General features: G+C 61.8%; 6 protein-coding genes. 3 read left to right on the forward strand and 3 right to left on the reverse strand.

Translation table 11 applies throughout. The features are described from left to right. Nucleotides 1-197 precede the first annotated feature (197 nt). Nucleotides 198-2,627, forward strand: a complete 2,430-nt coding sequence (locus EJA72_RS24735) for a TonB-dependent receptor (protein ID WP_157714519.1) — start codon at nt 198-200, stop codon at nt 2,625-2,627. A gap of 133 nt (nt 2,628-2,760) precedes the next feature. On the opposite strand, the gene EJA72_RS24740 is transcribed toward EJA72_RS24735, so the two are convergent. Then, complete coding sequence (locus EJA72_RS24740; protein ID WP_157714520.1) at nt 2,761-3,636, reverse strand: helix-turn-helix transcriptional regulator; 876 nt, start codon at nt 3,634-3,636, stop codon at nt 2,761-2,763. A gap of 151 nt (nt 3,637-3,787) precedes the next feature. On the opposite strand from EJA72_RS24740, the gene EJA72_RS24745 reads away from it, so the two are divergent. Continuing rightward, entirely contained in the window at nt 3,788-4,690 is a 903-nt protein-coding gene (locus EJA72_RS24745) for a DMT family transporter (RefSeq protein ID WP_157714521.1), read from the forward strand. A gap of 38 nt (nt 4,691-4,728) precedes the next feature. Here EJA72_RS24745 and EJA72_RS24750 read toward each other — a convergent pair whose 3' ends face one another. Together EJA72_RS24750 and norR are read right to left on the reverse strand one after the other, a co-directional pair. Beyond that, nucleotides 4,729-5,703 carry a D-glycerate dehydrogenase gene (locus EJA72_RS24750; protein WP_157714522.1) on the reverse strand — a complete coding sequence of 325 codons (975 nt, stop codon included), beginning with the start codon at nt 5,701-5,703 and terminating at the stop codon, nt 4,729-4,731. A 90-nt stretch (nt 5,704-5,793) separates the two neighbouring features. Continuing rightward, on the reverse strand, nt 5,794-7,344 hold the full coding sequence (gene norR / locus EJA72_RS24755; RefSeq protein ID WP_157714523.1) for a nitric oxide reductase transcriptional regulator NorR: 1,551 nt from the start codon (nt 7,342-7,344) through the stop codon (nt 5,794-5,796). A 156-nt stretch (nt 7,345-7,500) separates the two neighbouring features. Between norR and hmpA the strand changes: the two genes are divergently transcribed. Beyond that, on the forward strand, nt 7,501-8,682 hold the full coding sequence (gene hmpA, locus EJA72_RS24760; RefSeq protein ID WP_157714524.1) for an NO-inducible flavohemoprotein: 1,182 nt from the start codon (nt 7,501-7,503) through the stop codon (nt 8,680-8,682). The last annotated feature ends 94 nt before the right edge of the window (nt 8,683-8,776 follow it).

The following is an 8,776-nucleotide window of genomic DNA, read 5'->3' on the forward strand; positions in this document are numbered from 1 at the left end:
AGCAGGCTCGCTCCCACAGGGGAACGCATTCCAAATTGTGGGAGCGAGCCTGCTCGCGATGGCGTCCGATCAAACACCGCATCTCACGGAAAAAAATATTTTCAAAAATTTGATGAGGTAAACCCAGGCGCCATCCGTGTAGTGACTGAAACTGCGAGTCATTCGCATCCGTAGCGGTTCTACACAGGTCATGAGTAATGAAGTCCAGGGCAAAATCCGGTTCGGTCAAACAGTGGTTGGGTGCGTCTGCACTGAGTCTTTCGACATTGGCAGTGCTGCCACTCAGCGTGGCCTTGGCCGCTGAAACCGGCAGCGCGCAGCAGCGCACGCAGTTCAGTTTCGCGATGGCCGCCAAACCGTTGCCCCAGGCCCTGAGCGACTTCAGCCGGATCACCGGCATCAGCGTGATCTACACCGATGAAGCCCCCTACGGCCTGACCGCCCCGGCTGTCAGCGGACAGATGAGCGCCGAACAGGCCATGCAGCGTCTGCTCAGTGGCTCGGGCTTCTCCTTCCGTCGTACCGACAGCCATACGTTGGTCCTGGAACCGGCGCCAACCGAAGGTGCGTTGAACCTCGGCGCGACCACCATCACCTCGGTGATGGATCAATCCATGAGCTATCAGCCGCCACCGACCAGCTCGGTGATGCGTTCCTCGGCCTTGCTCCAGGAAATCCCCCAGACCGTCAACGTGATCCCGGCCCAGGTCATTCGCGATCAGGCACCGCGCAATCTGGATGACGCGTTGGCCAACGTCAGCGGCATCACCCAGGGCAACACGCTGGCGAGCACCCAGGATTCGGTGATGACCCGCGGCTTCGGCGATAACCGCAACGGTTCGATCATGCGCGACGGCATGCCGATCGTGCAGGGCCGTGGCCTGAATGCGAGCGTAGACCGCGTGGAAGTGCTCAAGGGGCCGGCGTCGCTGCTTTACGGCATTCAAGACCCCGGTGGCGTGGTCAACATGGTCAGCAAGAAGCCGGAACTGACGCAGTACAACGCGCTGACCCTGCGCGGCTCGACCTACGGCGACGGCAAGAACGGCAGCGGTGGCGGCCTCGACAGCACCGGCGCGCTCGGGACTTCCGGCCTTGCCTACCGCATGGTGCTGGACCATGAAGACGAAGATTACTGGCGCAACTTCGGCACCCACCGCGAGACATTGGTGGCGCCGTCGCTGGCCTGGTTCGGCGAGAGCACCAAACTGTTGTTCGCCTATGAACATCGCGAGTTCCTGACCCCGTTCGACCGTGGCACGGTGATCGATCCGCGTGACAACCATCCGCTGAATATTCCCCGTGATCGTCGCCTCGACGAGCCGTTCAACAACATGGAAGGGCGCTCGGACCTCTATCACTTCGAGGCTGACCACGAACTCAATGACAACTGGAACGCCCACTTCGGCTACAGCTGGAACCGTGAAACCTACGACGCCAGCCAGGTCCGCGTAACCGCCATCGACACCAAAAAAGGCACGCTGACCCGCAGCATGGACGGCACGCAAAACGCGATCAGCACTGACCGCTTCACCACCGCCAGCCTCGAAGGCAAAGTCAATGTGCTGGGCATGCAGCATGACCTGGTGTTTGGCATCGATGATGAGTACCGCAAGATCTACCGCGAAGACCTGATCCGCCAGAAAAGCCTGACGACCTTCAGCTACCTCAACCCGGTCTACGGCCGTGAAGTGCCGGGCACCACCGTCAGCCCGGCCGACAGCGCACAGACTGACCTGTTGCGCAGCGATTCGGTGTTCCTGCAGGACTCGATCCACCTGACCGACCAGTGGATTCTGGTGGGCGGTGCGCGGTTCCAGATGTACGACCAGTACGCCGGCAAAGGCGTGCCGTTCCAGGCCAACACCGACAGCAACGGCCAGAAATGGGTGCCGCGCGCGGGCCTGGTCTACCGCTACACCGATCAGTTGTCGTTCTACGGCAGCTACACCGAATCGTTCAAGCCCAACTCGACCATCGCCCCCCTGAGCGGCAGCAGCACCGTGCTTGATGGCAGCATTGCTCCGGAGGAAGCCAAGTCCTGGGAGATCGGCGCCAAGCTCGACATGCCGGGGCGTATCACCGGTGACATTGCGTTGTTCGATATCAAGAAACGCAACGTGCTGGTGGCCAACTCCGAAGGTCCGGTGACGATCTACAGCGCCGCCGGCGAAGTGCGTTCCCGTGGCCTGGAAGTCGACCTGACCGGCCAGCTCAGCGACCGCTGGAGCATGATCGGCAGCTACGCCTACACCGACGCCGAAGTCACCGAAGACCCGACGTACGAAGGCAAAAAGCTGCAGAACGTCGCGAAGAACAGCGGTTCGCTGTCGGCGGTCTATGACTTCGGCACCATTGTCGGTGGCGATCAGTTGCGAGTCGGGGCTGGTGCCCGCTACGTGGGTGAGCGTGCAGGCAACGCGGTCAACGATTTCGACCTGCCGAGCTACACCGTGGCCGATGCATTCGCCACGTATGACACCAAGGTCGAAGGGCAGAAGGTCAAGTTTCAGCTCAACGTGAAGAACCTGTTCGACCGCACGTACTACACCTCGGCGGCGAGCCGGTTCTTTGTGTCGATGGGGGATTCGCGGCAGGTGACGTTGTCGAGCACGCTGGAGTTCTGATCTAAGACCGCGTCATCGTTCATCGCGAGCAGGCTCACTCCCACAGGGGACCGCGTTCTGAATGAGTAAGCGATCTCCTGTGGGAGCGAGCCTGCTCGCGATGGCGGCCTCACAGGCACCGAAAATATCGGAACTACCGCAAAAACGCCTGCCGATATTCTCCAGGCGTCCCGCCCAACGTCTGGCGAAACCGGTTGGTGAAATGACTGGCGCTGGCAAACCCGCAGGCCAACGCGATCTCCCCTAGCGGTTGCGAGGTCGAGCGCAGCAACTCCTGCGCCCGGCTCAAGCGTCGCGCCAACACATACTGGTGCGGCGGCAAGCCGAAGCTTTCGCGAAACATGCGAGCGAAGTGGTACTCCGACAATGCACACAACGCCGCCAACTGCCCAAGGCTGATGGCTTCGGCCAGCTGACTGTCGATGAACTCCACCAACAGCCGTCGCTGATACGCCGCCAACCCACCCTTGAGCCGCAATCCTTCACGCAGCCCCACCTGGCTGAGCAGCGCGTGGCTGAGCATTTCATGGGCCAGGCTGCTGGTGAGCACGCGTTCGCCCGGCTCGTCCCAGTTGAGCGTGAGCATCTGCCGAAAGCGCCGGGCTTGCACCGGGTCGTCAAGAAAAGTGGCTTCGCGTAAATGCAGCTCGCGCGGTTCGCGGTCCAGCAGTGTGACGCAGCCGAGGGCAAATTGTTCGGGGCTGAAATACAGGTGGGCCAGACGAATATCACCGTTGATCACCCAGCCTGACTGATGCTCGGCGGGCAGGACGCACAACTTGTCGGGGCCGCCCTTGGTGCCGGGCTGGTCGCGGCGAAAGGTGCCGGTGCCACCGGCGATGTAGCAGGACAGCGTGTGATGGCTCGGCGCTTCGTAATCCTGGGCATCGTGATGGTTGCTCCACAGGGCCGCAGCCATGCCGTCACCGAGCTCGGCGCTGTGCTCGAGGCGAGCATTGGGCGAGCGGTTAAGGGCTTGAAAGACTTGCAGGGTTTCCAGTGCGGCCATGATCGTTACTCTTTCTCACCTGCATCCAACGCCCTGCATCCTACTCCGTAGACGTTCACCTGCCAGCCCGGCGCCTGACAAAAGCGCAAGTTTATGCAAGTGCGAAAGGCATCGGCGCAGGACACTGGGCACCTATTGAGGAGCCTTTGCCATGAACCTGTCTTTGTACCTGTTGACCGTGCTGATCTGGGGCACCACCTGGATTGCCCTGAAATGGCAACTGGGCGTGGTGGCCATTCCGGTGTCGATCGTTTATCGCTTCGGCCTCGCCGCGCTGGTGTTGTTCGTGATGTTGCTGCTCAGCCGCAAGCTGCAAGTGATGAATCGTCGCGGGCACCTGATTTGCCTGGCGCAGGGGCTGTGCCTGTTCTGCGTCAACTTCATGTGCTTCCTCACTGCCAGCCAGTGGATTCCCAGCGGTCTGGTGGCGGTGGTGTTTTCCACCGCCACGTTGTGGAACGCCCTGAATGCGCGGGTGTTCTTCGGCCAGAAAATCGCCCGTAACGTGTTGATGGGCGGCGCACTGGGCCTGCTCGGGCTTGGCCTGTTGTTCTGGCCGGAACTGGCCGGCCACACCGCCAGCCCGCAAACCTTGCTCGGTCTGGGTCTGGCCCTGTGCGGGACCCTGTGTTTCTCGGCGGGCAACATGCTGTCGAGCCTGCAACAGAAGGCCGGGCTCAAGCCATTGACCACCAATGCCTGGGGCATGGCGTACGGCGCCGCGATGCTCTCGGTGTGGTGCCTGGTCAAGGGCATTCCGTTCGACATCGAGTGGAATGCGCGCTACATCGGCTCGCTGATGTATCTGGTGATACCGGGTTCGGTGATTGGTTTCACCGCGTACCTGACGCTGGTCGGGCGCATGGGCCCGGAGCGCGCGGCTTATTGCACTGTGCTGTTTCCGGTGGTGGCGCTGAACGTGTCGGCGTATGCCGAGGGGTATCAGTGGACGGCGCCCGCGCTGGCGGGACTGGTGATGGTGATGCTGGGTAACGTTCTGGTGTTCCGTAAGCCCAAGGCGCCGATGCCCCTGGGCAATGGCAAACTGGCGTGAAGGCTCGGGCAGGCGCTCAGCGCGCCTGCCCGTGGTAATCAGCCTTTCCAGACTTGCGGGTTGACTAAGTCCTGCGGGCGCTCGCCCAGCAAGGCGCTGCGCAAGTTGGCCAAGGCACGGTTGGCCATCGCTTCACGGGTCTCGTGGGTGGCCGAACCGATGTGCGGCAAGGTCACGGCGTTTTTCAGCTGGAACAGCGGCGATTCGGCCAGCGGTTCTTTCTCGTAGACGTCCAGCCCCGCACCGCGAATCCGGTTGTTTTGCAGCGCATCGATCAGCGCCGGCTCGTCGACCACCGGGCCACGGGCGATGTTCACCAGAATCGCGCTCGGCTTCATCAGCGCCAGTTCGCGATGGCTGATCAGGTGTCGCGTCTTGTCGCTGAGCGGCACCACCAGGCAGACAAAATCGGCTTCGGTCAGCAGTTGATCCAGGCTGCGGAACTGCGCGCCGAGCTCTTGTTCGAGCTCGGTCTTGCGGCTGTTGCCACTGTAGAGGATTGGCATGTTGAAGCCGAGCCGGCCACGACGGGCAATCGCCGCGCCGATGTTGCCCATGCCCACGATGCCCAGCGTCTTGCCATGCACGTCGCAACCGAACAGTTGCGCACCGACGGTGGCCTGCCACTGGCCGGCCTTGGTCCAGGCGTCCAGTTCAGCCACGCGCCGGGCGCTGCTCATCAACAGGGCGAAAGCCAGGTCGGCGGTGCTTTCGGTGAGCACGTCGGGGGTGTTGGTGAGCATGATTCCGCGTTCATTGAAGTAGGCGACGTCGTAGTTGTCATAGCCGACCGAAACGCTGGAGACCACTTCCAGTTTGGCGGCGTTCTCCAGTTGGGCGCGACCCAGCTTGCGGCCCACGCCGATCAGGCCGTGGGCGTGGGGCAGGGCTTCGTTGAACTGGGCGTTGATGTCACCGTTTTTCGGATTCGGCACGATGACGTCGAAGTCCTGCTGGAGGCGTTCGATCATTTCAGGGGTAACGCGGCTGAAGGCGAGGACGGTCTTTTTCATAGTGAAAGGGCTCATCGGACATAGGCGAATGCCAAGCACGCTAACATTCTTTTCCGGCGTTGTGCGAGTCTCGCACAACGCCGGTTCAACTCATTTCATGCCCAAACGCTTGGCCATCCGCCCTAGATTTGCTCGATCAAGGCCCAACTCCCGTGCCGCGCTGGCCCAGTTGTTGTGGTGCCGCTCCAGGCAAGCGCTGATCAGTTGGCGTTGATACTGCTCGGTGGCTTCACGCAAATCCCCCGACACCAGGGCCACCGGTGCGACGGTGGCGGGCTGCGCGACGATTTCAACGCTGCCGGTGGGCAAGTCCAGGTCTGCGGCGCTCAGGCTGAGAATCTTCGGCCGGTCCTTGCAATTGCCCAGCGCCTTCAAGGCGCTGCGGCCAATCAAATGCTCCAGTTCCCGCACGTTGCCCGGCCAGTCGTAGGCCAGCAGCGCCGCCTGGGCATCACTGTTCAGGCGCAGGCTGTTGAGGCCCATGCGCGAGCGGTTCTGTTCCAGAAAGTAGCCGCTGAGCAGCAGCACATCACGCCCGCGATCTCGCAAGGCGGGCACCAGCAACGGGTAGACACTCAGGCGATGATAGAAGTCGGCACGGTAGCGGCCGCTGCGCACTTCTTCGGCCAGGTCACGGTTGGTGGCCGCGATCAGGCGCACGTCGACCTGGTGTTCCTTGTCCGACCCCAGGCGTTGCAACTGGCCGCTTTGCAGCACGCGCAGCAATTTGGCCTGCACCGTCAACGACAACTCACCGACCTCATCGAGAAACAGCGTGCCGCCATTGGCCAGTTCGAATTTACCGCGCCGGTCATTCATCGCCCCGGTGAAGGCGCCGCGCACGTGGCCGAACAGTTCGCTCTCCACCAGCGTGTCCGGCAGCGCCGCGCAGTTGAGGCTGATGATCGGTTTGTCGGCGCGGGGCGAGGCGGCGTGTATCGCCTGGGCCACCAGTTCCTTGCCGACCCCGGTTTCCCCGGTGATCAGCACGGTGAGGTCGCTGCCGCCCACCAGACTGATTTCTTCCACCAGCCGTTTGTGGGCCTTGCTCTGGCCGATCATCTCGCGGCTTTGCTGGCCGCTGGCCTGGCGATAAACCTCGGCGCGCTGGTGTTCGTCTTCGACGCGATTGGCCAGGCGTTCGATGCGCTCGGCGGCGTTGACGGTGGCGGCGGCGAGGCTGGCAAAGGCTTGCAGGGCGTCGAGTTCGATCGGTTCGAAGCGCTCCGGGTCGAGGGCGTCGAGGGTCAGCAGGCCCCACGGACGCTCGTCGATAAACAGCGGGCAGCCCATGCAGTCGTGGACTTCCAGGTGATCGTTGAGGCCATCGACCAAACCGTCGTAAGGGTCGGGCAAGTCGCTGTCGGCGGCGAATCGAGTCGGGCCGGGGCTGCTCAACAAGGCCTCGAAGCGCGGGTGCTCGCTGACCTTGAATCGCCGGCCAAGGGTGTCGGTGCTCAACCCGTCCACGGCCAGCGGCACCAGCCAGTCGCCATCGAGGCGCAGCAGGGCGGCGGCATCGCAGGGGAGCAGGGCGCGCATGGCTTCGAGCAAGCGCCGATAGCGCTCGCCTTCGGGGAGTTCGCGGGACAGGTCGGAGACCAGGGGCAGCAACGTCGTCAGCAGGGATTTTGCAGTCATAGTGACTCCATGTAGTCGGGATGACTATAAGTCAGTTGCTGTCGATATGACTATGTTGATTTTAAATTACTGATTTATAACGTTTTAATTGTTGGCATGGAAACTGATAAGCATAGGGTAATCACTTAGTCATACCCGTCGCTCAGGAGTCACCTTATGCTTAGCGTTCAAGACCGTGCAATCGTCAAATCCACTGTGCCGTTGCTGGAAAGCGGTGGCGAAGCGTTGATCACGCACTTCTATCGCATGATGCTCTCCGAGTATCCGGAAGTTCGCCCGCTGTTCAACCAGGCCCACCAGGCCAGCGGTGACCAGCCGCGTGCCTTGGCCAACGGTGTATTGATGTATGCGCGGCACATTGACCAGCTCGACCAATTGGGCGACCTGGTGGCCAAGATCATCAACAAGCACGTGGCCCTGCAAATCCTTCCGGAACACTACCCGATTGTCGGCACCTGCCTGTTGCGGGCCATTGCCGAAGTACTGGGCGACGAGATCGCTACCCCGGAAGTCATCGCGGCCTGGGGCGCGGCGTACGGCCAATTGGCTGACATTCTGATCGGCGCCGAAACCAGCATCTACGACCAGAAGGAACAGGCCCCGGGCGGCTGGCGCGGGGCGCGGGAATTCATCGTGGCGGCAAAGGTTGAAGAGAGCGCGGAAATTATCTCGTTCTACTTCGAGCCAGCCGACAAAGGCCTGATCCTGGCGGCGGAACCTGGCCAGTACATCGGCATGAAACTGATCCTCGATGGCGAAGAGATTCGTCGTAACTACTCGCTGTCGGCGTTGGCGAACAAAGGCCAGTACCGCATCAGCGTCAAGCGGGAAAACGGTGGTCGCGCTTCCAACCATTTACACGATCAGCTGCATGTCGGTTCGAGCATTCAACTGTTCCCGCCATCGGGCGAGTTCACCCTGACGGACAGTGACAAACCGCTGGTGCTGATCAGCGGTGGCGTGGGCATCACTCCGACCCTGGCCATGCTCGAAGCCGCGCTGGCGACTGAACGGCCGGTGCATTTCATCCACTGCGCACGCAATGGCAGTGTTCACGCCTTCCGCGACTGGATCGATGGCCTGGCCGAACGTCACCCGCAGCTCAAGCGCTTCTATTGCTACGCCGAAGATGACGGTGTGAGCCCGGCGGCGCACAAAGTCGGGTTGTTGAGTCAGGAGCAGTTGGGCGAATGGTTGCCGCAGCAGCGCGATCTGGACGCTTATTTCCTGGGGCCTAAAGGTTTCATGGCGGCGATCAAGCGCCACCTGAAAGCCTTGGGCGTACCGGAGAAGCAAAGCCGTTACGAGTTCTTCGGCCCGGCTTCTGCACTGGAATAACGACGTGCATTGAACCTGTGGCGAGGGAGCTTGCTCCCGCTGGACTGCATCGCAGTCCCCTTTTTGGGGACGCTGCGCACCCCAGCGGGAGCAA

This window comes from Pseudomonas sp. PB120, from assembly GCF_009761815.1.
GTDB lineage: Bacteria > Pseudomonadota > Gammaproteobacteria > Pseudomonadales > Pseudomonadaceae > Aquipseudomonas.